General features: G+C 63.4%; 22 protein-coding genes and 1 tRNA gene. 15 read left to right on the top strand and 8 right to left on the bottom strand.

Going from position 1 to position 25,147, the window contains the following annotated elements:
• Nucleotides 1–45: 45 nt before the first annotated feature.
• The 4 genes from glpK to mazG all read right to left on the bottom strand — a co-directional run bounded on the left by glpK (nucleotide 46) and on the right by mazG (nucleotide 5,441).
• Nucleotides 46–1,542 (bottom strand): glycerol kinase GlpK, encoded by a 1,497-nt coding sequence (gene glpK, locus C5L14_RS15365; protein ID WP_105862919.1) that lies wholly within the window; start codon nucleotides 1,540–1,542, stop codon nucleotides 46–48.
• 50 nt (nucleotides 1,543–1,592) lie between these two features.
• Nucleotides 1,593–3,122 carry a glycerol-3-phosphate dehydrogenase gene (glpD, locus tag C5L14_RS15370; RefSeq protein ID WP_105862920.1) on the bottom strand — a complete coding sequence of 510 codons (1,530 nt, stop codon included), beginning with the start codon at nucleotides 3,120–3,122 and terminating at the stop codon, nucleotides 1,593–1,595.
• 511 nt (nucleotides 3,123–3,633) lie between these two features.
• A complete protein-coding gene (locus C5L14_RS15375) occupies nucleotides 3,634–4,437 on the bottom strand; it encodes a DeoR/GlpR family DNA-binding transcription regulator (RefSeq protein WP_105862921.1) in 804 nt (267 codons plus the stop codon).
• A 161-nt stretch (nucleotides 4,438–4,598) separates the two neighbouring features.
• Nucleotides 4,599–5,441 carry a nucleoside triphosphate pyrophosphohydrolase gene (gene mazG, locus C5L14_RS15380; protein ID WP_105862922.1) on the bottom strand — a complete coding sequence of 281 codons (843 nt, stop codon included), beginning with the start codon at nucleotides 5,439–5,441 and terminating at the stop codon, nucleotides 4,599–4,601.
• A 364-nt stretch (nucleotides 5,442–5,805) separates the two neighbouring features.
• On the opposite strand from mazG, the gene C5L14_RS15385 reads away from it, so the two are divergent.
• Nucleotides 5,806–5,896, top strand: a tRNA-Ser gene (locus tag C5L14_RS15385).
• A gap of 361 nt (nucleotides 5,897–6,257) precedes the next feature.
• On the opposite strand, the gene C5L14_RS30660 is transcribed toward C5L14_RS15385, so the two are convergent.
• Complete coding sequence (locus C5L14_RS30660; protein WP_245197435.1) at nucleotides 6,258–6,386, bottom strand: YgdI/YgdR family lipoprotein; 129 nt, start codon at nucleotides 6,384–6,386, stop codon at nucleotides 6,258–6,260.
• 572 nt (nucleotides 6,387–6,958) lie between these two features.
• On the opposite strand from C5L14_RS30660, the gene C5L14_RS15390 reads away from it, so the two are divergent.
• Entirely contained in the window at nucleotides 6,959–8,500 is a 1,542-nt protein-coding gene (locus C5L14_RS15390) for a DUF945 domain-containing protein (RefSeq protein WP_146126923.1), read from the top strand.
• A gap of 209 nt (nucleotides 8,501–8,709) precedes the next feature.
• Here the strand turns inward: C5L14_RS15390 and C5L14_RS15395 are convergent, their stop codons facing one another.
• Nucleotides 8,710–9,153: a hypothetical protein gene (locus tag C5L14_RS15395; RefSeq protein WP_146126924.1), complete on the bottom strand. Its 444-nt coding sequence runs from the start codon at nucleotides 9,151–9,153 to the stop codon at nucleotides 8,710–8,712.
• A gap of 422 nt (nucleotides 9,154–9,575) precedes the next feature.
• Here C5L14_RS15395 and ssb point away from each other — a divergent pair, with 422 nt between their 5' ends.
• Nucleotides 9,576–10,064, top strand: a complete 489-nt coding sequence (ssb, locus tag C5L14_RS15400; protein WP_105863239.1) for a single-stranded DNA-binding protein — start codon at nucleotides 9,576–9,578, stop codon at nucleotides 10,062–10,064.
• A gap of 136 nt (nucleotides 10,065–10,200) precedes the next feature.
• On the opposite strand, the gene C5L14_RS15405 is transcribed toward ssb, so the two are convergent.
• On the bottom strand, nucleotides 10,201–10,836 hold the full coding sequence (locus tag C5L14_RS15405) for a MarC family protein (protein WP_105862925.1): 636 nt from the start codon (nucleotides 10,834–10,836) through the stop codon (nucleotides 10,201–10,203).
• A gap of 171 nt (nucleotides 10,837–11,007) precedes the next feature.
• On the opposite strand from C5L14_RS15405, the gene C5L14_RS15410 reads away from it, so the two are divergent.
• The 5 genes from C5L14_RS15410 to kdsA all read left to right on the top strand — a co-directional run bounded on the left by C5L14_RS15410 (nucleotide 11,008) and on the right by kdsA (nucleotide 16,999).
• Nucleotides 11,008–12,714, top strand: coding sequence for a lysine--tRNA ligase (locus tag C5L14_RS15410; RefSeq protein ID WP_105862926.1), 1,707 nt, complete (start codon nucleotides 11,008–11,010; stop codon nucleotides 12,712–12,714).
• Between the two features lie 110 nt (nucleotides 12,715–12,824).
• A complete protein-coding gene (secG, locus tag C5L14_RS15415) occupies nucleotides 12,825–13,214 on the top strand; it encodes a preprotein translocase subunit SecG (RefSeq protein WP_105862927.1) in 390 nt (129 codons plus the stop codon).
• Nucleotides 13,215–13,339: 125 nt separating this feature from the next.
• Nucleotides 13,340–14,968 carry a CTP synthase gene (locus tag C5L14_RS15420; RefSeq protein ID WP_105862928.1) on the top strand — a complete coding sequence of 543 codons (1,629 nt, stop codon included), beginning with the start codon at nucleotides 13,340–13,342 and terminating at the stop codon, nucleotides 14,966–14,968.
• A 92-nt stretch (nucleotides 14,969–15,060) separates the two neighbouring features.
• Nucleotides 15,061–15,936, top strand: a complete 876-nt coding sequence (locus C5L14_RS15425; protein ID WP_105862929.1) for a VOC family protein — start codon at nucleotides 15,061–15,063, stop codon at nucleotides 15,934–15,936.
• 229 nt (nucleotides 15,937–16,165) lie between these two features.
• Entirely contained in the window at nucleotides 16,166–16,999 is an 834-nt protein-coding gene (kdsA, locus tag C5L14_RS15430) for a 3-deoxy-8-phosphooctulonate synthase (RefSeq protein ID WP_105862930.1), read from the top strand.
• 193 nt (nucleotides 17,000–17,192) lie between these two features.
• Here the strand turns inward: kdsA and queF are convergent, their stop codons facing one another.
• Nucleotides 17,193–17,654, bottom strand: coding sequence for a preQ(1) synthase (queF, locus tag C5L14_RS15435; protein WP_105862931.1), 462 nt, complete (start codon nucleotides 17,652–17,654; stop codon nucleotides 17,193–17,195).
• A 235-nt stretch (nucleotides 17,655–17,889) separates the two neighbouring features.
• Here queF and C5L14_RS15440 point away from each other — a divergent pair, with 235 nt between their 5' ends.
• The 7 genes from C5L14_RS15440 to C5L14_RS15470 all read left to right on the top strand — a co-directional run bounded on the left by C5L14_RS15440 (nucleotide 17,890) and on the right by C5L14_RS15470 (nucleotide 25,008).
• The gene (locus C5L14_RS15440) at nucleotides 17,890–18,420 is read left to right on the top strand and encodes a hypothetical protein (protein ID WP_105862932.1); all 531 of its coding nucleotides are present in this window, start codon (nucleotides 17,890–17,892) and stop codon (nucleotides 18,418–18,420) included.
• A gap of 96 nt (nucleotides 18,421–18,516) precedes the next feature.
• A complete protein-coding gene (gene eno, locus C5L14_RS15445; RefSeq protein WP_105862933.1) occupies nucleotides 18,517–19,797 on the top strand; it encodes a phosphopyruvate hydratase in 1,281 nt (426 codons plus the stop codon).
• A gap of 185 nt (nucleotides 19,798–19,982) precedes the next feature.
• Nucleotides 19,983–20,297, top strand: coding sequence for an FtsB family cell division protein (locus C5L14_RS15450; protein ID WP_105862934.1), 315 nt, complete (start codon nucleotides 19,983–19,985; stop codon nucleotides 20,295–20,297).
• Nucleotides 20,298–20,562: 265 nt separating this feature from the next.
• Nucleotides 20,563–21,621: a pyruvate dehydrogenase (acetyl-transferring) E1 component subunit alpha gene (pdhA, locus tag C5L14_RS15455; protein WP_105862935.1), complete on the top strand. Its 1,059-nt coding sequence runs from the start codon at nucleotides 20,563–20,565 to the stop codon at nucleotides 21,619–21,621.
• Between the two features lie 57 nt (nucleotides 21,622–21,678).
• On the top strand, nucleotides 21,679–23,070 hold the full coding sequence (locus tag C5L14_RS15460; RefSeq protein WP_105862936.1) for a pyruvate dehydrogenase complex E1 component subunit beta: 1,392 nt from the start codon (nucleotides 21,679–21,681) through the stop codon (nucleotides 23,068–23,070).
• Between the two features lie 10 nt (nucleotides 23,071–23,080).
• Complete coding sequence (locus tag C5L14_RS15465) at nucleotides 23,081–24,460, top strand: pyruvate dehydrogenase complex dihydrolipoamide acetyltransferase (RefSeq protein WP_105862937.1); 1,380 nt, start codon at nucleotides 23,081–23,083, stop codon at nucleotides 24,458–24,460.
• Between the two features lie 26 nt (nucleotides 24,461–24,486).
• Nucleotides 24,487–25,008, top strand: a complete 522-nt coding sequence (locus C5L14_RS15470) for a hypothetical protein (protein ID WP_146126925.1) — start codon at nucleotides 24,487–24,489, stop codon at nucleotides 25,006–25,008.
• The last annotated feature ends 139 nt before the right edge of the window (nucleotides 25,009–25,147 follow it).

Genomic DNA, 25,147 nt, shown 5'->3' on the forward strand with positions numbered 1-25,147 from the left:
GTGGGGCCGTCACCCGCCGGGTGCGGCCCTGCTTGATTGTTGTGGTCAGACTGCCCAGTCGAGTGAACGGGTGACGGCCTTGTTCCAGGCACTGAAGAGCTTGCTGCGCTGCTCTTCCTTCATCATCGGGTGCCAGCGCTTGTCGACGCCCCAATTGTCGGAGATGTCCTTGGTGGAATTCCAGTACCCGGTCGCCAGGCCGGCCGCATAGGCCGAGCCCAGGGCGGTGGTCTCGATGACCTTGGGCCGCACGACGGGCACGTTGAGGATGTCGGACTGGAACTGCATCAGGAGTTCGTTGACGACCATGCCGCCATCCGTCCGCAATTCCTTGATCTGCACGCCCGAATCCTTGGTCATGGCATCGAGCACTTCGCGGGTCTGATAGGCGGTCGCCTCCAGGGCGGCGCGCGCGATATGGCCCTTGTTGGCGAAACGGGTGAGGCCGGCGATCACGCCGCGGGCGCTTTCCTTCCAGTGCGGCGCATAGAGGCCGGAGAAGGCCGGCACGAAATAGACGTCGCCATTGTCCTTCACGGTATTGGCGAGAGACTCGATCTCCGGCGCCGTCTTCACCAGGTTGAGATTGTCGCGCAGCCATTGCACCAGGGCGCCGGCAATGGCGATCGAGCCTTCCAGGGCGTAGACGGGCTTGTTGTCGCCAAGCTTGTAGCCGAGCGTGGTGACCAGGCCGGCGGTGGAGTGGAAGGGCTTTTCGCCGGTGTTCATCAGCATGAAGCAGCCAGTGCCGTAGGTGTTCTTCGCTTCGCCCGGCTGCAGGCAGGCCTGGCCGAACAGGGCGGCCTGCTGATCGCCGAGAATGCCTGCGACCGGGACATCGGCCAGAACGCCCGTGCACTTGCCGTAGACTTCGCTGGAGGAACGGATCTGCGGCAGGCAGGCGCGGGGGATGTCGAACAGATTGAGAATATCCGTCTCCCAATCCAGCGTCTCCAGGTTCATCAGCTGGGTGCGGGAGGCATTGGTGACGTCGGTCAGGTGCAGGCCGCCCTGGGTGCCGCCGGTGAGATTCCACACCAGCCAGGTGTCGAGATTGCCGAACAGGAGATCGCCGGCCTCGGCCGCCTTCTGGGCGCCGGGCACGTTGTCGAGCAGCCAGCGCAGCTTCAGGCCGGAGAAATAGGTGGCGAGCGGCAGGCCGGTCTTGGCGCGCAGCCGATCCTGTCCACCTTCCTTGGCGAATTTGGCGACCAACTGGTCTGTGCGGGTGTCCATCCACACCACGGCATTATGCACCGCTGCACCGGTTTTGCGGTTCCAGAGCACCGCCGTCTCGCGCTGGTTGGTGATGCCGACGGAGACGAGATTGGCCGTGGTCAGGCCCTTCTTCTTCAAGGCGCCGGCGATCACGCTCTGGGTGTTGCGCCAGATCTCCGCCGGGTCATGCTCGACCCAGCCCGGCTTGGGATAGATCTGCTCGTGCTCCTTCTGGTCGACGGAGATGATCTCGCCGCGACGGTCGAAGATGATGAAGCGGGTACTGGTCGTGCCTTGATCGATGGACCCGACATATTTGGTCATGCTTTCCTCCTCGATATGTTCTTGCAGTCCGTTTGGGTCTGGGAACGAGTTCAGTGGGGAACGGGCGCCTTCTGCCTGGCGGCCAGATAGGCGGAGATCTCACCGGCCACCTCGGGCGGCAGATGCAGGCCGAGCTTGGAGCGGCGCCAGAGAATATCCTCGGCGGTCACGGCCCATTCCTGGTCGACCAGATAGTCGATCTCGGCGGCGGTGAGGCCCATGCCGAAGTCCCGGCCGAGATCGGCCATGGCGTTGGCGCCTTCCAGGAAGTGGAGGGCCCGCGTGCCGTAGGCCTTGGCCAGGCGCCGGGCGAGAGCAGGGGACAGGAAGGGCTTGCGCGCCATCAGCGAGCGGATGAAGGCGTCGAGATCGGCATTGGGCATGTCGCCGCCCGGCAGCGGCGCGTCGGCGGTCCAGGGCTTGCCCCTGGCGCCCAAGGTCTTCTCGATATGCTCGAGGATCGATTCCGACAGACGGCGGTAGGTGGTGATCTTGCCGCCGAAAATATTGATCAGCGGCGCGCCGTCGATCAGCTCTTCCTTGATCACATAGTCGCGCGTGGCGGCCTGGGCGGCGGTGGCATGATCGTCATAGAGCGGACGTACGCCCGAATAGGTCCAGACGATGTCGGCGGGCGTGATCTCCTTGGCGAAATACTCGCTCGCCGCCTTGCAAAGATAGTCCGTTTCGCCGGGCGTGATCGCGACTTTGGCCGGATCGTCCTTGTAGTCCTGGTCGGTGGTGCCGATCAGGGTGAATTCATCCTCATAGGGGATGGCGAATATGATACGGCCATCCGGGTTCTGGAAGATGTAGCAGCGGTCGTGGTCGAAGAGCTTGGGCACGATGATGTGGCTGCCCTGGACCAGGCGTACCTGGTTCGGCTCCTTGTGGGCGACCACATCCGCCAGAACGGCGTCGACCCAGGGGCCGGCCGCATTGACGACGAGACGGGCCGTGACCTCGTTCTCCCTGCCATTGATCTGGTCCTGGAGCTGGACGCGCCACAGGCCGCTGTCCCGGCGTGCCGAGACGACCTTGCAGCGCGTGCGGACGATGGCGCCCCGGTCGGCGGCGTCACGGGCGTTAAGGGCGACGAAGCGGGCGTCATTCACCCAGCAGTCGGAATATTCGAAGGCCTTGGAGAAGATCGGCTTCAACGGCCGACCGGCCTCGTCGCGCCTAAGGTCGAGCGTGCGGGTGGGCGGCAATTTCTTGCGGCCGCCGATATAGTCGTAGAGAAACAGGCCGATCCGCAGCATCCAGGCCGGACGAAGCCCTTTGAAATAGGGCAGTACGAAACGGAGCGGATGGACGAGATGCGGTGCGTTGCGCCAGACGATCTCGCGTTCCGTGAGGGCTTCGCGCACCAGGCGGAACTCGTAATATTCGAGATAGCGCAGGCCGCCATGGATCAGCTTGGTGGCTTTGGAGGATGTGCCGCTAGCAAGATCGTTCATCTCGGCCAGGTAGACCGAATAGCCCCGCCCGACGGCATCGCGGGCAATGCCGCAGCCATTGACGCCCCCACCAATCACGAAGACGTCGACGATGTCGTTGGAGGATGCCTGATCGCTCATCGCGCGACACCGCGGATCGAGATGGCGGTCGGGACTTCTATCGAGCATGGCGAGATGGCTTGAACCATTGCGTTCCGTCTCCCTGCATTCGCCCCTCATCGGTGAGGGCGTCATATTCGGAAGGCATGTTGGCGAGGTTTTCTATTTTCGCAATAGAAAATTTTTGTTTTCGTTTATGCATAAACGAAAACGCTGCTTTGTTTCAAAAATGGAACTGCTTTGGATCGTCAATAACACAATACCGCCAGCGCGCCGTCTATTTCCCGATCGAGGCCGCGGATCTGACCAGTGGCAGTCGTATTCTGAACATTTGAGGTAAAATAGTAGGTGATGTAATGCTTCTGGATATTTCTAATTACAATTCTTGAGTGTTGAATTTTGAATCCTCGCGGAGGGGCAATGTTCGCAATGTTCCAATTCGAAAGAGGATTAAAGTCGATTTTTTGGTGACAAACCGTGTCACAAATGAATATGGCGCCGCATGAAATTGGCACGAATGGCCGCCGCGGGGTCAGGCGCTGGCGATGTGAAGCTCCGTGCCGCTGCTCGCCAGCAATTCGGCGAGCGCCCGGGGAGGCGCCTTGTCGACGAAGACGGCGCTCACTTCGGTGATCGAGGCCATGCGCAGCAGGGGCCTGCGCTGGAACTTGGTGTGGTCGGTAACGAGATAGGTCTTGCGCGCGTGGCGCAGGATGGTCTGGGCGGCACGGATCTCGTCATAGTCGAAATCGAGCAGCGTGCCGTCGGTATCGATGCCGCTGATGCCGATAATGCCGATATCGACACGGAACTGGCTGATCATGTCCACGCACGCCGGGCCGAGCACGCCGCCATCCCGGTTGCGCACCGAGCCGCCGGTGATGGTGATCTCGAAATCCGTGTGCCGCGAGAGAATCGTCGCTACGTTGAGATTGTTGGTGATCACCCTGAGGTCCTGATGGTGGATCAGCGCGGCCGCCACCGCCTCGGTGGTGGTGCCGATATTCATGAAGATGGAGACGTGATCGGGAACGTGACGCGCCACCAGCTTGGCGATCTGCTCCTTTTCGGCCTGATTCATGATCTGGCGGGCGCTGTAGTCGATATTGGCGACGCTCGACGGCAGGCCTCCGCCACCGCGATACCGGGCCAGCCTTCCTTCGCCGCTCAGATCATTGAGATCGCGTCGGATCGTCTGGACGGTGACGCCGAAACGGCTCGCCAGCATTTCGACCCCGACAAAGCCGTGCTGACGCACCAGATTGACGATGGCTTCGCGCCGTTCCTCCACATTGAAGGCGGCTGATGCATCGGCGGGCGGCAGGCTGGATGACATGGCAGGTCACGCGGGACGGGGAAATGCAGCTATCCCCGGGTTTGTCGCACGGAATGCCGCGCACGGCCAGCGAAGCAGTGCGAGATCGACACTCCAATCCCACGCCATCCCGCCAGGTTGGCGCCCATCGGCGCGGACCCTCGCAAGGGGCGGGAGAGGGGCTATAGGCCTGCGCGCTTGGCCTCGTTCCACAATGCGTCCATCTCATCCAGGCTCGACCGGGCCGGGGTCGTGCCCTTCTCGCCCAGCCGGGCTTCGATGAAGTGGAAGCGCCTCTCGAATTTGGCATTGGCGCCGCGCAACGCGCCTTCCGCGTCGACATGCGCATGGCGGGCGACATTGGCGACGGCGAACAGCAGATCGCCGATTTCCGCCGTCAACGCATCCTTGCCGGCGCCCTCGTCGAGGGCAGCTTCGATCTCGTCCGCCTCTTCGCGTACCTTGGCGAGCACCATGCGGATGTCGTTCCAGTCGAATCCGACCTTGCCCGCCTTCTCCTGCAGCTTGATCGCCCGCGTCAAGGCCGGCATGGCGGCGGGAACGCCTTCGAGGGCACTGGCCTGGCCTGCCGGCGGATGGCGGCGCGCGCGTTCGGCCTTTTCCTGTGCCTTGATCTCGGCCCAGAGCTTCTTCACCTCCGCCGGCGGCAGGTTGCGGGCTTCGCCGAAGACATGCGGGTGGCGGCGGATCAGCTTGGTGGTGATGGCCTCCACGACGCTGCCGAAATCGAACAGGCCTTCTTCGCGCGCCATCTGGGCGTGAAACACCACCTGCAGCAGCAGGTCACCGAGTTCGTCGGTGAGATCGGCCATATCGCCGCGCTGGATCGCGTCGGCGACCTCATAGGCTTCCTCGATTGTGTAGGGGGCGATGCTGGCAAAGTCCTGCTCGAGGTCCCAGGGGCAGCCGGTGCCGGGTGTTCGCAAGGCGGCCATGATATCGAGCAGGCGTTCGATGTCCCGGCTGGGCATGACGGCCGTGTTCGATTTGGCGGTGCTGTTCATCCGGTCTCTCCTGGCGGCTTCCGAAGGCGTGGTGCGATGGGACGAATCACTGGGAATGAAAGACGCGTCGCAACAAGGAATCGGAGCAAGGGCATTTTCGCTAGAACGCATCGTGATCTAAAGCAAAGCTCTCGCGAACGGAATGCCGCGTCGTGTCCGCGCCTGCTTCCCGCGTTCCTGTCATTCTCGACACCGACCCTGGGCCTATACGGGTTTTCCTGCGCCGAGCCAGCGATTTCCCGCCTCGATCCGAGAGGAGGCAGGCCAGCGAAAGAGAGGAGATGACAATACCCGTCATAAAGCTTGGGGCCGGTTGCGATTTTACCTTGATTGCCGGGACGGGATTGTCTATCCGGAGGGCATTGGAGACGTGGCCGAGAGGCTGAAGGCACTCGTTTGCTAAATGAGCATACCCCACAAGGGTATCCAGGGTTCGAATCCCTGCGTCTCCGCCATCCCCTTCCTGTACAGCCCGGTTGTTAGCCCAGCGTCCTCGGGTCACGCCTTGAGCAGGGTGCTCACGGCCTGACGCCTCTATCCGCGGGATCATCCTCATGCGATCGGCAGGGGCACACCCATGGCTTCATCGTAAGGCCATGAGGGTAGGGGCCTGGTCCTATAGCGAAGGGCGGCAGTGCGGCGGCGAATCGGCACGCGCCGACATCGAGGGCAAAAGAAAACCCCACCGGATCGGCAGGGTGTTCGGGCAGGTGGAAACCTGATGAAAGCCGCTCGGCCTTGCGGTGCAGCATCACGCAAATGCCGTCTCGGCCGCTCGGATGATCGGCAAGGGGACTTATGAACGGTGCGCGGGGCTCACCGCGGGAACGGCGTATCCGGGCCGACGACGTAAGCCGGACGGCGGTCGGCCTGGCCGTAGTCGCTAGCGCAGGCTGCCAAGCCGGCCAGGACGAAAACAGCGGTGAGGATTTTCAGAATTGTCATTGTCGCTTCCATTTTTTCGGACGGCAGCGATGTAGGTCTAACACCGAACCATTACCGAGGGCACTTTTGTCTTCATCGCATAATGCTGCAAAAGCGTAAACGTTTCTTGCTGGCAATCGCTCCTCCCGTCGTTCTCGCCGTTTTTTCGAGCTCGTGTCATGTATCGATTGAAAGCCGGTACCAGCATGCTACCTTGAGTAGTGACGGTGCCGCAGCCGCCATGCCGACACTTCAGCAGCCAAGTCTTTATCGACGACCAGGTCCGTATCGAAAGGCCGGTTCTACATCGAGGCAAGAGTTGTGACGCGCGGAACTGTCCGCCGCCCGGCTGGCTGCTATCGAGGATGGCTCGCCTGCAGCGTGATAAACGCTCCCGTCACGGAGACTATTGAATGTGTCATGTGCGTTTCGGCACCTCGTTTCAGATCTTGACGGGGCCTAGTGCTGCTGTACCGGCTCAAGGCCGGTTCTGAACGTCCACCGCTCTTTCACCGACCCCACGCGTGCGCACCTCATAATTTTGGGTTAAGAGTGCGCCGCGAAACGGCTTCCCACCCACTGAAGGAAACTCCATGCAACTTCTTCGCATGAAACGCCGCAGTCCGGCCGCCAGGCTGGCCTTTCGGAGCACGCTGCTGGCCGCGACGCTGCTGAGCGCTCCCGCCTTTGCGCAGGGCGTATCGGCGGATGGCGCCAAGCAACTGCAGGACAGCCTTGCCAAGACATTCGGCAGCGGCCTTTTCGAGAAGGGCATCCTGTCGATCACCCCGCAGGGCAATGCCTACGCCGTGAAGCTCGACCTGAGCGCCACCCTGGCGCAGCTCAAGGGAGCCGGCGTCACCGCAAGCTTCGATCCCATCACCTATCTGGCGACGCCCAATTCGGACGGCACCTATGCGGTGACCAGCGAATCGCCGATCAACTACAATTTCAGCGGCAGCCAGGGCGGCAAGCCTTTCGCCATGAAGGTTGCGGCGCCTTGCAAGTCCTCGGGCGTGTTCGATCCCAAGATCTCGACCTTCTCGACCTATGAGACGACTTGCGCCTCGATGTCGATGGACATGGATGATGCCGAGAGCACCGTGACTGCGAGCATGGGCGCGATCAGCTCCAAGCTGACCGGGACCGCCGGCAGCGCGGGGGGCGTCAATATCAGCACCACCGGTTCGGCCACCGATTTCGTCGAGAACATCGCCGGCAAGACCAAGCCTCTCACCATCAAGGTGGCGGCCAAGTCGCTGAGCACGGATGGCAAGATCGACAATCTCCAGCTCACGACGGTGCTGGAATTCATCGGCATGGCGGCCAATTCCAAGGATCCCAAGGAATTGATCGCCAAGCAGGCGGAGATCAAGCAGAAGCTGACCGCGGCCCTGCCGCTGTGGAACAACCTGTCCGGCACGACCAAGCTGAATGAGGTCACCATCGACACGCCGATCGGCCCGGTCAAGCTGGGCAGCCTCAGCTACGGCGTCGGCATGACGGGCGCGGTCAAGAATGCCTCCTACGGCATCGACATCAAGTATGATGGCCTGGCTCTGCCGCAGTCTCCGGCCATTCCCAGCTGGGTGGCTCCGCTCGTCCCGGGGGATGGCAATATCGACGTGAAGTTCGAGGGCGTCGACCTCGAGGCCATCACCAAGCTGGCGATCGAGAATTTCGATGCGACCAAGGATCCGCCGATCCCCAATGAACTGACGCCGCAATTCCTGGCTCTCTTCATGGCCGGACAGCCGCATGTGACCCTGGCGCCCAGCACCTTCACCGCTCCGGCCGGTGCCGTGAGCGCCGAAGGCCAGATGAGCGTCATGCCGAGCCAGAAGGGCAAGGTGACGATTTCGGCCACCAATCTCGACCAGATCATCGCGGCGGTGAACGCCGCCCAGGTTCCCAACAAGGAATCGGCCCTGATGGGGATCGCCCTGATCAAGGGCCTGGCCAAGACCGGTGCTGACGGCAAGGCGGTTTGGGATGTCGACTTCGACGCGGGGACCAAGGCCGTGAGCGTCAATGGCCAGGTGCTCAGCCCCGGCAACGGTGGCGGTGCCGGGTCCGGCGGGGCCGATGAAGGCGGCAGCGGCGACGACGACGGTGATGGCGACAACGCCCAGTAAGGAGCGATTGTCGGTCCCAATGCCGATAGGATGGACGGGGGCAGGCGCGAGCCTGCCCCTTTCGTTTGCGCCGAGCCTCGATCAGCGAGGCGAAATCACTCCTGGCCGCAACGCGCTTGCTTTCGACATCTCGCAGGGAGACGGAAAGCCAAAGAAAAACCCCCGCGGATCGCTCCGCGGGGGTGATGTTTCCAGCGTCGAGGAACGGCTCAGTCAGCCTTGGCTTCACCGGCCGGCGCTTCGGTTGCGGCCGGCTGCTGGGTCGCCTCGGCGGCGCGCGCATTATGCAGCGGGCGGATCGTCTGGAAGGAGGCGCGCTCCTGAGCTGCGGGGCGGCCGGTCAGGCTGACGACATCGCGGCGGATCGAGGCGATCAGTTCGCGGATGGAGCCGCTGTCGCCATCGGGACGATACTCTTCACCGAGCACGTCGAGCTTGGCGCAGAGCTCGACGGCGTTCTTGGCAGGAGCGCGTGAAATCGAATTGGCGATGGAGCGCAGCTCGGCGACCAACTCGTCGCGCAGGCCCTTCTGATCATCTGCATCGATGATCGGGGAAGCGAGCATGCCCCGCAAAGCGGCGCGCCGCAAACCCAGAGCCGCTACCGTGTTGGCTCCATCGGTCGCTTCGCGCTGTTGTCCTGGTCCTGCCATGTTGCTGCCCTCGTATGGAACTAAGAAATGGAGTGTGCGGCTCCCCTGCACGCCCAATGTGGCGAAAGAGCGATGATGGAAAGCGCGGCCCTGATTTTCGCCCTGCTTGTTGGGCAAGTTAGCGGCCAAAGGCAAGGTTTTCTTGGCCGGATAGCGCAGATTCCCACATGATTCGAGCCGGAACGGCTGGCTTCGGCGTGATGCCGCCTTTGGTGCGGTCTGGTAAGCGAACCGTTAAGGCAGGGCCTTGCATTGCGCGAACAAATATGGAACAAAAACTAATTGTGCACGAAGCCAATTCCCTTGCGGGCGTGGCGCCGGGAGCATGCTAGAGCAGAAATGATGGAGGCGCCTCCCGGGGCGCCATGGGGCGTGCGGGCCGTTTCGGCCGGCAGGCTGTGAAGCGAAGGAAGGAAGCCTCGATGTCGGGCTCGGTGAACAAGGTCATTCTGGTCGGTAATCTCGGCCGCGATCCGGAAGTGCGGCGACTCAATTCGGGTGAGCCGGTCGTCAACCTGCGCATCGCTACCACGGAAAGCTGGCGCGACAAGGCCACCGGCGAACGCAAGGAGAAGACCGAGTGGCACAGCGTGGTCATTTTCAACGAGGGGCTGGCGCGCATCGCCGAGCAATATCTGAAGAAGGGCTCCAAGGTTTATATCGAGGGCCAGCTTCAGACCCGCAAATACAACGACGCCTCGGGCGTGGAGAAATATTCCACCGAGATCGTGCTGCAGCGTTATCGCGGCGAGATGACCCTCCTGGATTCGCGCGGCGGCGGGCAGGGCGAGGGCGGCCGGGACTATCAGGGCAATGATTTCGGCTCGTCGAGCCCGATGGAACGCCGTCCGGCTCCGGCCGGTTCGAGCAAGTTCTCTTCGGCTGACATGGATGACGACATTCCGTTCTGACGGCGGACGAGGTCTATCGATATGCCACCCAGGCGCCGGCTACCTTCGTGGCCGGCGTTTTGCTGTCGGGCGCGATCGAAAGGACCGATCGTCGCCCTGCCCAGGCGAAGGAGAGCGCGAATGCGCCAGGGAACCGCTATCCCGCCACGATGGCCCTGACCCCGTCGACGATGAACTGCACGGCGAGGGCCGAGAGCACGATGCCGAGAAGCCGCGTCAGCACGACATTGCCCGTGATCCCCAAGAGCTTGTTGATCACTCCGGCGAGGCGGAAGGAGACATAGCAGCAGGCGGTGACGAAGGCGATGACGAGAAAGAGGGAGGCGAATTTGGCCGGCTCGCCATGGGCCTGGGCCGAGAGCAGCATCACCGCGGTGATGGCGCCAGGACCCGCGATCAGCGGGATCGCGAGCGGGAAGGCGGCGACATTGGAGATGAAGTCCTTGGTGATGGCGGTCTCCGCCGTCTCGTTCTTGCGGACATTGGAACGGTCGAACACCATTTCATAGGCGATGGCGAACAGCAGGAGGCCGCCGGCAATGCGGAAGGCCGGCGTAGTAATGCCGAGCAGCCGGAGGAAGGGCTCTCCGGCAATGGCGAAGAAAGCAAGCACGCCGAAGCCGATCACGCTGGCGCGCCAGCCGACCGAATGCTGCTGTTCCCTATTCATGCCGCGCGTAACGCCCAGGAAGATCGGGCCGAGGCCGGGCGGGTCGACCACCACCAGCAAAGTGACGAGGGCGGCGGTCAGATAATCCAGAATCGGCGTCATCAAGCCCCCTCGATCGATCATTTGCTCGCGCCAAGATTCTCGCGCCAAGATTGACGCTGCGGCCCGGCCTGAATATGGCTGTGCCTTCCGCTTGCGGTCGAGGGAAATCAAGCCGTCGCGCACGCCGCCTAGCTTCTCATCCACAAGCAGCAGAAAGAAATCGGATCGAACATGTCAAATCTCTATCCGGCCGAGCTCGTCGCGGCCGCCAATGTTTCCGCCGCCTGGCCATTCGAGGAGGCGAGGAAGCTCGTCGCCCGTTTGCAGAAGCGCGCCGGCGACAAAAAAGAGGTGCTGTTCGAGACCGGCTACGGCCCCTCCGGCCTGCCGCATATCGGCACCTTCGGCGAGGTCGCGCGCACCACCATGGTGCGCAATGCGTTTCGCCTGCTGACGGAAGATCGCATCCCGACCCGGCTGCTCTGCTTCTCCGACGACATGGATGGCATGCGCAAGATCCCGGACAACGTGCCGGATCCCGAAGCGCTCAAGCCTTATTTGCAGATGCCGCTGACCCGTGTTCCCAACCCGTTCGGCGGCGACTACAAGAGCTTCGGCGATCACAACAACGCCATGCTCCGCCGGTTCCTCGATACGTTCGGCTTTGATTACGAATTCGCCAGCGCGACGGAATACTACACATCCGGCAAGCTCGACGCCGTGCTGCTGAAGGCCGCCGAGAAGTACAACGAGATCATGGCCGTCATGCTGCCGACCCTCGGCGAGGAGCGGCAGGCGACCTATTCGCCGTTCCTGCCGATCTCTCCGAGCAGCGGGCGGGTGCTCTATGTGCCGCTCAAGGATGTGAATGCCAAGCAAGGGACCATCACCTTCACCGACGAGGACGGCGTCGACAAGACGCTGCCGGTCACCGGCGGCAATGTGAAGCTGCAGTGGAAGCCGGATTTCGGAGCGCGCTGGGCGGCGCTCGATGTCGACTTCGAGATGTTCGGCAAGGACCACCAGACCAACGCGCCAGTCTATGACGCCATTTGCGAGATCCTCGGCGGCACCGCCCCGGAGCATTATGTCTACGAGCTCTTCCTCGACCAGCACGGTCAGAAGATCTCGAAGTCGAAGGGCAACGGTCTGACCATCGACGAATGGCTGACCTATGCCACGCCCGAGAGCTTGGCGTTGTACATGTACCAGTCGCCACGCTCGGCCAAGAAGCTGCATTTCGACGTCATTCCACGAGCCGTCGACGACTATCTGCAGTTTCTGGGCGGATTCGGGCGGCAGGATGCAAAGAACCGGCTCGGCAACCCGGTCTGGCATATTCATGGCGGAAATCCGCCGGCCCCGGAGACGATTGGCCAGGAAGGCGCGCGCACTACGATCAATTTCGCGCTGCTGCTCAATCTGGTGGCCGTCGCCAATGCGGAGAACAAAGACGTGCTGTGGGGCTTCCTGCGCCGCCACGCGCCGGACGCATCGCCGCAGACCCATCCGCAGCTCGACAGGCTGGTCGAGTACGCGATCCGCTATTTCCGGGACTTCGTGAAGCCGGCCAAGCAGTATTCGGTGCCGACCGAGGAGGAGAGGGCGGCGCTGCAGAAATTGTCCGACGCGCTCGGCGCCCTGCCGGCCGATGCCGATGCGGCGGCGATCCAGGAGGCGGTCTACGATGTCGGCCGCGCCCTGCCGCCCTATCAGGACTTCAAGGCCAAGGGCGCCACAGCAGAGCGTCCCGGCGTCTCGCTGGAGTGGTTCAACACCCTCTATCGCATTCTCCTGGGCGAGCAACGCGGTCCGCGTTTCGGGTCGTTCGCGGCGATCTACGGTATCCCGGAGACGAGGGCGCTGATCGCCAAGGCCCTGTCGGGCGAACTTCTGCGCGAGCACGAGGCCTTCGTCGCCACCCGGCGGGCAAATTAAGCTCACGAGCGGGGGGCTGGCGCTGCTCATGCCAGCTTCCCATATGACGGGGGTAGTCAGCGGGCCTCGCTTCGTGTAGGAACGCGCCCGAATTCTTTCCGGATCAGTCCATGCAAACCGTTCTCATCTCGATCCACCTGATGGTGGTCCTGGCCCTTGTTGTTGTGGTGCTGCTGCAGCGCTCCGAAGGCGGAGGGCTCGGCATCGGCGGCGGGACGGGCGGTTTCATGACTGGACGCGGCCAGGCGAATCTGCTGACGCGGACGACGGCCGGTCTTGCGGCCGCCTTCTTCATCACCAGCCTGCTCCTGACGATTCTCGCCAACCAGCAGAGTCGCCCGGGCGGTTCGCTGCTCGATCAGGTCCGCCCGGCCGCGCCGACCAGCCAGCCGGCCACCCCGGCCCAGCCTGCGCCGGCAGCCCCGGCTCCGTCCAATGGCGGTTCGGTGTTCGACCAGCTGCAGGGCGGTGGCGAACCGGCGGCTCCGGCCAAGCCGTAATCGTGTTGCCCGGCAGGTAGCTGTCGGGCTGAGAACTGTCGCGTCTTTGCGTCAACTGAAAATAATTCTGCGGGCAGCGATTGCCCGCTCGTCGAATCATTGTGTTTTTGTCTAAGTGGGGGTCCATGACGCGGTACATCTTCATCACCGGCGGCGTGGTTTCATCGCTTGGCAAGGGCTTGGCCTCGGCAGCCCTGGGCGCGCTCTTGCAGGCGCGCGGCTACAAGGTCCGCCTTCGCAAACTCGATCCCTATCTCAATGTCGATCCGGGCACGATGAGCCCGTATGAGCATGGCGAGGTGTTCGTCACCGACGACGGGGCCGAGACCGATCTCGATCTCGGCCATTACGAGCGCTTCACCGGGCGTCCGGCCTCCAAGGACGACAACATCACCACCGGCCGGATCTATCTCGACATCATCACCAAGGAGCGGCGCGGCGACTATCTCGGCGCCACAATCCAGGTCATTCCGCATGTCACCAATGCCATCAAGGACTTCGTCCTCAAGGGCAATGACGGCGTCGATTTCGTGCTGGTGGAGATCGGCGGCACCGTCGGCGACATCGAGGGCCTGCCCTTCTTCGAGGCGATCCGGCAGATCAAGTCCGACCTGCCGCGCGGCGCCTGCATCTACACTCATCTGACGCTGCTGCCCTTCATTCCCTCGGCGGGCGAGCTCAAGACCAAGCCGACGCAGCATTCGGTGGCCGAGCTGCGCTCGATCGGCATCCAGCCCGATATCCTGCTTTGCCGTTCCGACCGGGAGATTCCCAAGGAGGAACGCCGCAAGCTCGCCCTGTTCTGCAATGTGCGCGAGACCGCGGTGATCGAGGCACGCGACGTCGCCTCGATCTACGACGTGCCGATCGCCTATCACGAGCAGGGCCTGGACACCGAAGTGCTGGCGGCCTTCGGCATCGAGGATGCGCCCAAGCCCGATCTGTCGCGCTGGCGCAAGATCTCCCAGACCATCCACAATCCGGAGGGCGAGGTCACCATCGCCATCGTCGGCAAATATACCGGCCTGAAGGATGCCTATAAGTCACTGACCGAGGCGCTGACCCATGGCGGCATCGCCAATGGCGTCAAGGTCAAGCTGGACTGGATCGAGAGCGAGATCTTCGAACAGGACGATCCGGCACCGCATCTGGAGCATGTCCATGGCATTCTGGTGCCTGGTGGCTTCGGCCAGCGCGGCGCAGAGGGCAAGATCAAGGCCGTGACCTTCGCCCGCGAGCGCAAGGTGCCTTATTTCGGCATCTGCTTCGGCATGCAGATGGCGGTGATCGAGGGCGCCCGTTCACTCGCCGGGATCAAGAATGCCAATTCGACCGAATTCGGCGCGACGAAGGAGCCGGTCGTCGGCCTGATGACCGAGTGGATGAAGGGCAACGAGCTCGAGCAGCGCGCCCAGGGCGGCGATCTCGGCGGCACCATGCGGCTTGGCGCCTATCAGGCGACGCTGAAGAGCGGTTCCAAGATTGCCGACATCTATCACTCGACCTCGATCTCCGAGCGCCATCGCCATCGCTACGAAGTGAATATGAGCTATCGCGAGCGCCTGGAAGACAAGGGCATGGTGTTCTGCGGCACCTCGCCGGACGGCCTCCTGCCGGAGACGATCGAATATGCCGATCACCCCTGGTTCATCGGCGTGCAGTACCATCCCGAATTGAAGTCGCGCCCCTTCGAGCCGCATCCTTTGTTCTCGAGCTTCATTGCGGCCGCCGTCGAACAGAGCCGGCTGGTGTGACCGGAGGGCGGATCTTCGGACCCGCCTGAAAACACCGCGCCCGCCGACGAAGAAGAGCCGGGTCTGAAGACCCGCCCCCATGGAGCAACGCCATGTCCCGCGGTCTCGACCACCTCGTTCTTGCCGTTCGCGATCTCGAGGCCGCAGCCGCGCATTACCGGGCGATGGGATTTACCGTCGGTGCCCGCAACCGTCATCCCTGGGGCACAGAGAACCATGTGGTCCAGTTTCCGGGCAGTTTCCTGGAACTGATCACGGTCGGCGCGGAAGGCATCACCGACGCGGCTTGGGCCGAGCGCTCGCGTTTTGCCACCTTCTCCCGAGGCTATCTTGCCCGTTACGGAGACGGTTTCGCCATGCTGGTGGTGGAGGCGCAGGATGCCGCCGCCGACAAGCTGGCCTTTGACGAGGCCGGCATCGGCGGCTTCGAGCCGTTCTTCTTCGAACGCCAGGCGAAGCGGCCTGATGGCTCCGAGGTCCGTGTCGCCTTCACGCTGGCCTTCGCCGCCGACGCGGCCATGCCGGCGGCGGGTTTTTTCGCCACGCAGCAGCACGAGCCGCAGAATTTCTGGAACCCCGACTTCCAGCGCCACGAGAACGGAGCCGTCAAACTCGGCGGCGTCGTCATGCTGGCCGGAGAACCGGCGGCATCAGTGCCCTTCTTCGAGGCCTTCACGGGCGCCCGGGCGGTCTGCGCCAGCGCCCGCAACATGGCGATCGTCACGCCACGCGGGACGGTGGAGGCGATGTCGCCGGATTGCTACCGCGACGTGCTCGGCCTCGAACCGGCGCTGTCGCTCGCCGATGGCCCGCGTCTCGCCGCCTTCAAGGTGACGGCGCCGCTGGACGCCATGGCCGCCCGCCTGGAGCAGGCCGGCATCCCCTTCATCCGCCACCGCAAGCATCTGGCCGTAGCGGCCGCCGACAATTTCGGCACAGCCCTGATTTTCGAAGAGCTCAGGGCCTGAGCGGAGATGACGGGTTGGTGTGCCGATCTCTAGATCGGCATCTTCCTTTTCCGGCAAATCCATCGTTCCGGGAATGCCGATCTGGAGATCGGCACACCAATCCCGCACCTGTCTCGGTAAGGTCAGTGCACGGAAGCGAGACGGTTGCGGTCCCGCGATATGCGCCAAACTTGCCTTCCCATCCTGTCGGCCTTATCTCCCGCATGACAATTCAACTTCAGGAGCGCCCATGACCGCCGCCAACTCCGTCGTCTCCCTCGGCAAGCTCCGTATCGGCAACGCGCTGCCGCTCACCGTGATCGCGGGCCCGTGCCAGATGGAGAGCCGGGATCATGCCATGGAGATGGCGACTGGCATCAAGGCGATCACCGACAAGCTCGGCCTGGGCCTGATCTACAAGAGCTCGTTCGACAAGGCCAACCGCACTTCGGCCAAGGGGGCTCGCGGTGTCGGTCTCGAAAAGGCTCTGCCGATCTTCGCGGAAATCCGCGAGAAATTCGGCGTGCCCGTCATCACCGACGTCCATGAAAACGATCAATGCGCCAAGGTCGCCCAGGTCGTCGACGTGCTGCAGATTCCCGCCTTCCTGTCGCGGCAGACCGATTTGCTGGTGGCTGCTGCCCGCACCGGGCGGGTCGTCAACGTGAAGAAGGGGCAGTTCCTGGCCCCCTGGGACATGAAGAACGTCGTCGCCAAGATCACGGAGGCCGGCAATCCCAATGTGCTGGTGACCGAGCGCGGCGCCTCCTTCGGCTACAATACGTTGGTGACCGATATGCGCGCCTTGCCGATCATGGCCGAGCAGATCGGTGCGCCGGTGGTGTTCGATGCCACCCATTCGGTGCAGCAGCCGGGCGGGCAGGGGACATCGAGCGGCGGCCAGCGCGAATTCGTACCGGTACTGGCCCGCGCCGCCGTGGCGGTCGGCGTGGCCGCCGTCTTCATCGAGACGCATCAGGATCCCGATCACGCCCCGTCCGACGGCCCCAACATGGTGCCGCTCAACCAGCTCGAGGCATTGCTCGCGCGCTTGAAGCAGTTCGACGCCATCGTCAAGGGTTGAGTTCGGGAAGGGAGCTTTCCTCCATGAGCGCTGGCATTATGGTCGTGGCGTAACATTGGAGGGTCGATCTCCAGATCGACCGTCTTGTAAACTTCGAGCGAAATAGAGGGCGAAGGTGGTCGATCTGGAGATCGCCCCTCCATCTTCCCGCGCCTTATCTCCCAAGTCAGCGCCCAGAGGCGTTCTCGCTCCCTCAGCCCCGCCCGCGATAGCTCGGAACGCCTTGATCCGGCAGCCAGAGTTCCTCCGGCGGCTTACCTGTCTGCCAGAACACGTCGATGGGAATGCCGCCGCGCGGATACCAGTAGCCGCCGATCCGCAGCCAGCGCGGTTCCAGAAGGTCGACGAGCCGGCGGCCGACGGCCACGGTGCAGTCCTCGTGGAAGGCGCCGTGATTGCGGAAGCTCGTGAGGTAGAGCTTGAGCGACTTTGATTCCACCAGCCAGTCCTTCGGCGCATAGTCGATGACGAGATGAGCGAAATCGGGCTGGCCCGTCACGGGGCACAGCGAGGTGAATTCGGGGCAGGTAAAACGGGCGAGATAAAGGGTATCCGCCTGTGGATTGGGAACGCGGTCGAGCCTGGCTTCCTCGGGAGAGGAGGGGATCTTGCTTTCGCTGCCGAGTTGCAGGGTGGAAGGGTCGAAACTGGGCATGTCTGTCTCCCATGCACGGATACTCGGCTCGCCAATCGGCGATTTTCAGCATCCATGCAAGCTGTTTCCCAGGGCATTTCGCGATTGGCCGCCATCACCAAGGATTGCGGTCAAAACAGACTGTGAGCGCAAACAGGTGTTTCTGCGTGAACAGGCTTTGCGTGGGGCAATGTCGGGCGTCGTGACAATGTGACTTTTTCGTGGCAAGACCTCCATACTAACGCTGGGGAATACCATGCCGGTCATTGCTTTGATCCTGAGTGCCTTCATGGGCTGGTTCGTCTTTTGGTTGATCCGCTTTGACGGGCACGAAGTCATCGCTTCCTATTTCAGCGCGGCGGCGCGCCAGCGGCGCATGCAGCGGGCTCGGGACGCGGAGGCGAAAGCGGCGGTACGCTCCGTGACGGAAGCGCGCGATGGCGCTCTCGCCCTGCTGATCAAGCTGGGCAGCGTCGATCACGCCGTGCTGCCGGCTGCGGAAAGGCTGATCGAGGATGCCGCCCGCAACGTGTTCGGCTATGGCGACAAGCTGGTCGAACATCGGACCTTTGCCGAATATGTCGCCCGCAACACCCCGAGCTTCTCGGTGCTGTTCCGTGAATTGGCGCCGCTGTTCGACAAGCAGCTGGCGGCAGACGAGCGCAAGGACCTGATCGATCTCATGCATAAGGTGGCCGAGGCTGCCGGTGGTATGACACCGACGCGCCGGGAAATGCTCGACGAAGTACAGGCCCGTCTGTTGCCGTCCAAGGCCGCGCGCGTCTGAGATGGCAGTTTGGTGACGTTGTTTTGCTCTTTCGCCATGGCCATTCATCCGCTATGAGCGCGACAACGATCCGTGATTGCAAACAGGAGCAGCCCCATGACCGCTATCAGCGACATCATCGCCCGCGAAATTCTGGACAGCCGTGGCAATCCGACGGTCGAGGTCGATGTCTTGCTGGAGGACGGTTCGACAGGGCGCGCGGCCGTGCCTTCCGGCGCCTCCACCGGTGCGCATGAGGCGGTCGAGTTGCGCGACGGCGGCAAGCGCTATGGCGGCAAGGGCGTGGAAAAGGCGGTCGAGGCCGTCAATGGCGAGATCTATGAAGCGCTCGGCGGCCTGGACGCCGAGGACCAGATCCAGATCGACCAGACCATGATCGATCTCGACGGCACGCCGAACAAGTCGCGCCTGGGCGCCAACGCCATTCTCGGCGTCTCCCTAGCCGTGGCCAAGGCGGCAGCCCAGTCGGCTGGCCTGCCGCTGTGGCGTTACGTCGGCGGTCCGGCCGCCCGCGTCCTGCCGGTGCCGATGATGAACATCGTCAATGGCGGCGTGCATGCCGACAACCCCATCGACTTCCAGGAATTCATGGTGATGCCGGTCGGTGCGCCGACCTTCGCCGAAGGCCTGCGCATGGGCGCCGAGATCTTCCACACCTTGAAGAAGGGGCTGAAGGATGCCGGCCACAATACCAATGTCGGCGACGAGGGCGGTTTTGCTCCCAACCTGCCGTCGGCCAAGGCCGCGCTCGATTTCGTGATGAGCGCCATCGAGAAGGCCGGCTACAAGCCGGGCGAGGACGTGATGCTGGCGCTCGACTGTGCCGCCACCGAGTTCTTCAAGGGCGGCGTCTACGATTACAGCGGCGAAGGCGTGAAGCGTTCGATCGCCGAGCAGGCCGACTATCTGGCCCAGCTCACGGCGGACTATCCGATCGTCTCGATCGAGGACGGCCTGTCGGAAGACGATTTCGATGGCTGGAAGCAACTCACCGACAAGATCGGCAGCAAGGTGCAGCTCGTCGGCGACGACCTGTTCGTCACCAACACCGAGCGCCTGTCGATGGGCATCAAGAAGGGGCTGGGCAACGCGATCCTGGTCAAGGTCAACCAGATCGGCACCTTGACCGAGACGCTCGCGGCCGTTGAGATGGCCCACAAGGCCGGCTATCGCGCCGTGATGTCCCACCGCTCGGGGGAGACCGAAGATTCCACCATCGCCGACCTCGCCGTCGCCACCAATTGCGGGCAGATCAAGACCGGTTCGCTTGCCCGCTCGGATCGCACGGCCAAGTACAACCAGCTCCTGCGCATCGAAGAGGCCCTCGGCACCCAGGCGCTCTATGGCGGCCGCGCTGCTCTGAAGGCGCTCGCCTGAGCCTGATTCATCGGCGTTGAAGACGATGGCCGGGGAGCTTCTGCTCCCCGGCTTTTTATTTGGGCCGCATTTTTGCATGGCGGTCCTGCCGGCCCGGCATGCGGAAGGGGCTTAAAGGCTGCTGATTTTGCGCTGCAGCAAGCGGCGTCAACGGAATATCAACCATCCGGGCCTAGCATGCCCTCATGGTCATTCGCACACGCATCCGCGCCATCTTGAACCAGCTCGCGCTTCTGGCGGGAGCGGCCGCAGCCATCGCGTATTTCTCCTATCAAGCCTTCAACGGCGAGCATGGCATCCAGGCACAGCACCAATTCGACCAGCAGAAGCAGGATTTGGGCAATGAACTGGCTCTGCTGCAGAAGGAGCATGCCGCTCTCGACCGGCGTGTGAACCTGCTCAGGTCACAGGCGATCGATCCGGACATGCTCGACGAGAAAGCACGCGACGTGCTCGGGCTGGTTCATCCCAATGACGAAGTAGTCTTGCTGGGCAAATAGGCTCGGCTTTCCACTTGTTGCGGTATCGTCCCCGGTAAATCGATTTCCATTTCGACGGCGCTGTCCGGCGACGCCGAAGTATGACATAAGTGTGTCAAATAATAACAGGAATTGAGTTTATTGCTAAATAAACTGAATTCGAGTTAATCCATAATTATATTGCATGTTCAATATGTTGCAGTGCAGCATTTGGGTGTGGCTCTCGCTTTTTGATATTGGATGCGCTAGCACTTCCTCAGCTTAGCCACCAATAATCGGAGGGTTCATGGCCGCTACAGCCGCAAAGGCCGCTGCTACCGCTAGCAAGGCTTCGAAGACTGCCGCCCGCTCGGGCAAGGCAGCGGGGGCAACCAAGACGGCATCGTCGTTCTCCCGCGAACAGGAGCTCAGCGCTTATCGCGAGATGCTGTTGATCCGCCGCTTCGAGGAGAAGGCGGGGCAGATGTACGGCATGGGCCTGATCGGCGGTTTCTGCCATCTCTATATCGGGCAGGAAGCCGTCGTGGTCGGGCTGCAGACGGCTTCGCGCGAGGGCGACCAGGTCATCACCGGCTATCGCGACCACGGGCATATGATCGCGGCCGGCATGGCGCCCCGCGGCGTCATGGCCGAGCTGACCGGACGCCGGGGCGGCTATTCGCACGGCAAGGGCGGCTCGATGCACATGTTCTCGGTGGAGAAGGCCTTCTATGGCGGCCATGGCATCGTGGGCGCGCAGGTGTCTCTCGGGACGGGCCTGGCTTTCGCCAATGCCTATCGCTCCGACGGCAAGGTAAGCCTGACCTATTTCGGCGACGGCGCCGCCAATCAGGGCCAGGTCTATGAGAGCTTCAACATGGCGGCCCTGTGGAAGCTGCCGGTTGTCTACGTGATCGAGAACAACAAATACGCCATGGGCACTTCGGTGAGCCGCGCTTCGGCCCAGACCGATTTCTCCCGCCGTGGCCTCTCCTTCAACATTCCCGGCGAGCAGGTCGACGGCATGGATGTGCGCGCCGTCTATGCGGCCGGCCAGAAGGCGATCGAGCACGCCCGCTCCGGCAAGGGGCCCTATATCCTGGAAATGCTGACCTACCGCTATCGCGGCCACTCGATGTCGGATCCGGCGAAGTACCGTTCGAAGGACGAAGTCCAGAAGATGCGGACCGAGCATGATCCGATCGAGCAGAGCCGCGCGCGCCTGCTCGGCGAGCATGGCGTAAGCGAGGAGGAGTTGAAGAAGATCGATTCCGAGATCCGCGACATCGTCAACGATGCCGCCGATTTCGCGACCAACGATCCCGAGCCCGATCCTTCGGAGCTGTGGACCGACATCCTGAAGTGATCGTCGGCCGTCCCGGCCTGCTCGCGTACATCCCATTCTCCAGACTTCGAGGCACCCATGCCTGATATCCTGATGCCGGCCCTCTCCCCCACCATGGAGCAGGGCAAACTCTCCAAATGGCTCAAAAAAGAAGGCGATACCATCAAGTCCGGCGACGTGATCGCCGAGATCGAGACCGACAAGGCGACGATGGAAGTCGAAGCCGTCGATGAAGGCGTGCTCACGCAGATCCTGGTGCCCGAGGGCACCGACAATGTCACCGTCAACACCAAGATCGCCTTCATCCAGGGGGAGGGCGAGGCCGCAGCGCCGGCCGCTTCCGCCCCGGCCCCGCAGCCCTCTGCTGCTCCCGCCGCGGCTGCGCAGCCTGCCGCCGCTCCAGCCGTTGCCGCTCCCGCTGTGGCGCAGTCGGCCCCGGCGCCGGTCGAGGCCCATGATGCCTCCGGCGAGATCCCGGCCGGCACCGAGTTCGTCACCCAGACGGTCCGCGAAGCGCTGCGCGATGCGATGGCCGAGGAAATGCGCCGCGACGAGAACGTCTTCGTGATCGGCGAAGAGGTCGCCGAATATCAGGGCGCCTACAAGATCACGCAGGGGCTGCTGCAGGAGTTCAGCGCGCGGCGCGTGGTCGACACGCCGATCACCGAGCATGGCTTCGCTGGCATTGCCACCGGCGCGGCCATGACGGGCCTGCGGCCGATCGTGGAGTTCATGACCTTCAACTTCGCCATGCAGGCGATCGATCACATCATCAACTCCGCCGCCAAGACGCTCTACATGTCCGGCGGCCAGATGGGTTGCCCGATCGTGTTCCGCGGCCCCAACGGCGCGGCAGCCCGCGTGGCGGCCCAGCACAGCCAGGATTACGGTGCCTGGTACTCGCATGTCCCCGGCCTCAAGGTGGTGGCGCCCTATTCGGCCGCCGATGCCAAGGGCCTGCTCAAGGCTGCCATTCGCGATCCCAATCCGGTGATCTTCCTCGAGAACGAGATCCTCTACGGCCACAGCCACCCCGTGCCCAAGCTCGACGACTTCGTGCTGCCGATCGGCAAGGCCAAGGTGGTCAAGCCCGGCAAGGACGTCACGCTCGTCGCCTGGTCGATCGGCATGACCTATGCGCTGAAGGCCGCCGAAGCGCTGGCAGGCGAGGGGATCGACGTCGAGATCATCGACATGCGCTCGCTGCGTCCGCTCGATACCGATACGGTGATCGCCTCGGTACAGAAGACGGGCCGCTGCGTGGTGGTCGAGGAAGGCTGGCAGCAATCGGGCGTGGGTTCGGAAATCGCCGCCCGCGTCAACGAGCAGGCCTTCGACTATCTCGACGCGCCGGTCGCGCGCGTTTCGGGCAAGGACGTGCCGATGCCCTATGCCGCCAACCTCGAAAAGCTTGCCTTGCCGAGCGTGGCCGAAGTCGTCGGGGCGGCCAAAGCCGTCCTCTATCGCTGAGGAGTTGCCGATGCCCGTGAATGTATTGATGCCGGCTCTGTCTCCCACGATGGAGAAGGGCAATCTGGCCAAATGGCTGAAGAAGGAAGGCGACACCATCAAGTCCGGCGACGTGCTGGCTGAGATCGAGACCGACAAGGCGACGATGGAAGTCGAGGCCGTCGACGAAGGCGTGCTGGCCAAGATCGTTGTGCCGGAAGGCACCGCCGACGTGCCGGTCAACGAACTCATCGCCGTGATCGCCGGCGAGGGCGAGGACGCCAAGGCGGTTGCCGCCGCCGGCGGCGCGCCGGCCCCCAAGGCCGCTGCCGCTGCCGCTCCGGCGGCTGCGGCTCCCGCGGCTTCGAGCGCTCCTGCTCCGGCCGCCCCTGCGCCTGCCGCCGCCTCTGCGCCGGCCGTTCCCGCGCCCGCACCTGCTCCGTCCCAGGCCGGTGCGAGGATCTTCGCCTCGCCTCTGGCCAAGCGTCTCGCCAAGGAGGCCGGCCTCGACCTCGGCGCCATCCAGGGCTCCGGCCCGCATGGCCGCATCATCGAGAAGGACGTCAAGGCTGCCATCGCCGGCGGCGGCGCCAAGGCCGCTCCGGCGGCGGCACCGGCCCAGGCCGCGGCAGCTCCCCAGGCAGCGCCGGCTCCCGCCGCGCCGGCTGGTGCCTCCGACGAAACCACCAAGAAGCTGTTCGCGCCTGGTTCCTTCGAGGAGATCCCGCATGACGGCATGCGCAAGACCATTGCGCGCCGCCTGACGGAGGCCAAGTCGACCATCCCGCATTTCTATCTGACGGTGGAGGTCGAGATCGACGCGCTGCTGGCCCTGCGCGAGCAGATCAACCATGGCGCGCCGCTGACCAAGGAAGGCAAGCCCGCCTTCAAGGTCTCGGTCAACGACATGGTGATCAAGGCCTATGCGCTGGCGCTCAAGGCCGTGCCGGACGCCAATGTCTCCTGGACAGATGGCGCCATGCTCAAGCACAAGCACGCCGATGTCGGCGTCGCCGTTTCCATTCCGGGCGGGCTGATCACGCCGATCATCCGCAATGCCGAGGCCAAGACGCTTTCCGCCATCTCCAACGAGATGAAGGACCTCGCAGCCCGGGCCAAGAGCCGCAAGCTCAAGCCCGAGGAATATCAGGGCGGCACCGGTTCGGTCTCCAATCTCGGCATGTTCGGGGTGAAGTCCTTCGCGGCCATCGTCAACCCGCCGCACGCCACCATCCTGGCGGTCGGCGCCGGCATCAAGCAGCCGGTGGTGCAGGGCGGCGAGGTCAAGGTGGCGACCATCATGTCGCTGACGCTTTCCACCGACCACCGCGCCGTCGACGGCGCACTCGGGGCCGAGTTGATGCAGGCCTTCAAGGGCTATATCGAAAAGCCCATGGGGATGCTGGTGTGAGCGGCAGGGCCGCAGGACGGGTGTGCATGCCGGGTCTGGCGATCCTGGCGCTGGCGGCAGGCCTAGGAGGGTGCAACGCCCCTGGCCTGGCCGAAAAGCCCGTCGTTGCGGCCCCGCCCAGGCCTGAGCCGACCATGGATCAGGCGCGCGAGATCGCCATGTCCGGCATTGCTTCCATCGGTGACGGCTATCGCGTCACGCTCGACCCGGATGGTTCGGGCCGGGCTTGGCGGGACGGTGTTCCCGGTGTGGTTCCGGTCGCCTGGAGCGTACTGGATTCGAGCAAGACCACGCTTGAACGCCCATCGGCGCCCGGCCAGCCCGCCGCCGCGCCGGCAATCGATCCCGCGACCGGCCAGCCGCTGCCGCAGCAGGGAACGGGCAAGCCCGTGATCTGCGTGGAGCTGCCGCGGACCCTCAATATCGCGACGGGGTATTACAGATGCGCCTTCGCGCGCGATTGGAAGACCCAGCCGCGGAACTCTCCGGCGGGCGCAGCGCCGGCCGGGACGACCCCAACTCCGACGCCTGCCGCCAATGCAGGCTAGGGCGAAGTGCGATTTTCCTGAATCGCACTTTCCCCCTAACTCTTTGTTTTAACGCGTTTTCTTAATCGAAGGTCCGCCGACTTTCTGGAAAATGCTGTAGCGGACGATCTGAGACCTGATTTCCGACCCGGTGTCGAGG

The sequence above is a fragment of the Labrys okinawensis genome, assembly GCF_002982075.1.
Classification (GTDB): domain Bacteria; phylum Pseudomonadota; class Alphaproteobacteria; order Rhizobiales; family Labraceae; genus Labrys; species Labrys okinawensis_A.

Excerpts from the sequence above, each read along its gene's own strand:
- C5L14_RS15425 (WP_105862929.1), top strand. The coding sequence starts at position 15,061 with ATGTCCCGCGGTCTCGACCACCTCGTTCTTGCCGTTCGCGATCTCGAG.
- C5L14_RS15390 (WP_146126923.1), top strand. The coding sequence starts at position 6,959 with ATGCAACTTCTTCGCATGAAACGCCGCAGTCCGGCCGCCAGGCTGGCC.
- kdsA (WP_105862930.1), top strand. The coding sequence starts at position 16,166 with ATGACCGCCGCCAACTCCGTCGTCTCCCTCGGCAAGCTCCGTATCGGC.
- C5L14_RS15440 (WP_105862932.1), top strand. The coding sequence starts at position 17,890 with ATGCCGGTCATTGCTTTGATCCTGAGTGCCTTCATGGGCTGGTTCGTC.
- C5L14_RS15405 (WP_105862925.1), bottom strand. The coding sequence starts at position 10,836 with ATGACGCCGATTCTGGATTATCTGACCGCCGCCCTCGTCACTTTGCTG.
- queF (WP_105862931.1), bottom strand. The coding sequence starts at position 17,654 with ATGCCCAGTTTCGACCCTTCCACCCTGCAACTCGGCAGCGAAAGCAAG.
- C5L14_RS15470 (WP_146126925.1), top strand. The coding sequence starts at position 24,487 with ATGCCGGGTCTGGCGATCCTGGCGCTGGCGGCAGGCCTAGGAGGGTGC.
- C5L14_RS15420 (WP_105862928.1), top strand. The coding sequence starts at position 13,340 with ATGACGCGGTACATCTTCATCACCGGCGGCGTGGTTTCATCGCTTGGC.
- ssb (WP_105863239.1), top strand. The coding sequence starts at position 9,576 with ATGTCGGGCTCGGTGAACAAGGTCATTCTGGTCGGTAATCTCGGCCGC.
- C5L14_RS15375 (WP_105862921.1), bottom strand. The coding sequence starts at position 4,437 with ATGTCATCCAGCCTGCCGCCCGCCGATGCATCAGCCGCCTTCAATGTG.
- secG (WP_105862927.1), top strand. The coding sequence starts at position 12,825 with ATGCAAACCGTTCTCATCTCGATCCACCTGATGGTGGTCCTGGCCCTT.
- C5L14_RS15395 (WP_146126924.1), bottom strand. The coding sequence starts at position 9,153 with ATGGCAGGACCAGGACAACAGCGCGAAGCGACCGATGGAGCCAACACG.
- C5L14_RS15450 (WP_105862934.1), top strand. The coding sequence starts at position 19,983 with ATGGTCATTCGCACACGCATCCGCGCCATCTTGAACCAGCTCGCGCTT.
- pdhA (WP_105862935.1), top strand. The coding sequence starts at position 20,563 with ATGGCCGCTACAGCCGCAAAGGCCGCTGCTACCGCTAGCAAGGCTTCG.
- C5L14_RS15410 (WP_105862926.1), top strand. The coding sequence starts at position 11,008 with ATGTCAAATCTCTATCCGGCCGAGCTCGTCGCGGCCGCCAATGTTTCC.
- C5L14_RS30660 (WP_245197435.1), bottom strand. The coding sequence starts at position 6,386 with ATGACAATTCTGAAAATCCTCACCGCTGTTTTCGTCCTGGCCGGCTTG.
- eno (WP_105862933.1), top strand. The coding sequence starts at position 18,517 with ATGACCGCTATCAGCGACATCATCGCCCGCGAAATTCTGGACAGCCGT.
- glpK (WP_105862919.1), bottom strand. The coding sequence starts at position 1,542 with ATGACCAAATATGTCGGGTCCATCGATCAAGGCACGACCAGTACCCGC.
- mazG (WP_105862922.1), bottom strand. The coding sequence starts at position 5,441 with ATGAACAGCACCGCCAAATCGAACACGGCCGTCATGCCCAGCCGGGAC.
- C5L14_RS15460 (WP_105862936.1), top strand. The coding sequence starts at position 21,679 with ATGCCTGATATCCTGATGCCGGCCCTCTCCCCCACCATGGAGCAGGGC.
- glpD (WP_105862920.1), bottom strand. The coding sequence starts at position 3,122 with ATGAGCGATCAGGCATCCTCCAACGACATCGTCGACGTCTTCGTGATT.
- C5L14_RS15465 (WP_105862937.1), top strand. The coding sequence starts at position 23,081 with ATGCCCGTGAATGTATTGATGCCGGCTCTGTCTCCCACGATGGAGAAG.